At 64.3% G+C, this 1,108-nt stretch carries 1 protein-coding gene; it reads right to left on the reverse strand.

Going from position 1 to position 1,108, the window contains the following annotated elements:
• A partial coding sequence (locus M8J74_RS44165; RefSeq protein WP_249841769.1) for a WXG100-like domain-containing protein occupies window positions 1-1,088 on the reverse strand: 1,088 nt, incomplete at its 3' end.
• Between the last annotated feature and the right edge of the window lie 20 nt (window positions 1,089-1,108).

Below are 1,108 nucleotides of genomic sequence, written 5' to 3' on the forward strand. Positions count from 1 at the left end.
GACGCGATCCCCGCCCGACCACCGGAAGACCCCCGGGACTCCCCCTCCCCGTGCTCCCCCCGCACCGCCTCCCGCAGACCCCCCACCCCGCCAACGACACCCGAATGCAACACCCCCTCACTGAACTCACTCAGCCCCGACGTCCAAAAACTCGTCGCAAACCCACTCCACGACCACGGCACCCCATAAAACGCCATCGCCAACAACGACTCAGGCAACGCCTCCGTCAAACCATCAGCAACAAACTCCGACACCCTCCCCGGAGCCCGCGACAACCGCTCCCCCCACGACGACGAACCATTCACCCCCACCGGAAGATCCCGCACCGACTTCGACGTCACATCCCCCGACACATCCTTGACCACATCACGCCCGGCACCCGCACGGAACAAACCATTAAAACGATCCGCCAACCCCCGCAACGGCCCCGACAAACCCCCCGCCGCCCCACCGAACGCCGCACTCTGCCACACCGCCACCCAATCCACACCACGCGGCTTCATATCCGCACCATTGAAAGCCATCAACCCCAGACGCACCACCAGCGTCTGAAAAGCCTCCTCCAACGCCTCACTCAAACTCGGCATCAGATGCGTCCGCCGCAAAAACACATCCAACGCCGTCAAAAACGCCGCCGAACTCCGCGCCTTCGCCGCCGCCGCCTGACCCGCAGCCGCCGGATTGAACCACGCCGTCGCCGCCAAAATCACCAACTCGACCACCAGACGGACCAACTCCGCGATGATCTGCCACTTACTCTCCTGAATATTCAACGACTGATCCCGATGACCAGCCCCCACCCTCTCCAAACTCGCCCGATACTCCCGCAGATAATTCGTCCCCCCACCCGCACCCGTCAGCACCGACATCGCCCGCACATACGAACGCCCCGCATCACCCGGCAACGACCCACCCACATGCCGCACCGAAAACGCGATCTCCTCCTCCAACGACCCCATCCGCCGCCCGAACTCACGCAACCGCCGACCACTGACCGCCGCACCCGTCTCACTCGCCTGCGGCAACCCCGCCCCGATCAAAGCGATCAAAAGCCCGTTCAACTCATCCGACACCCGCAGATCACCCATCGTCAGTGCCTGCCGCCGTA

It is taken from the genome of Streptomyces panaciradicis, assembly GCF_023516615.1.
GTDB lineage: Bacteria > Actinomycetota > Actinomycetes > Streptomycetales > Streptomycetaceae > Streptomyces > Streptomyces panaciradicis.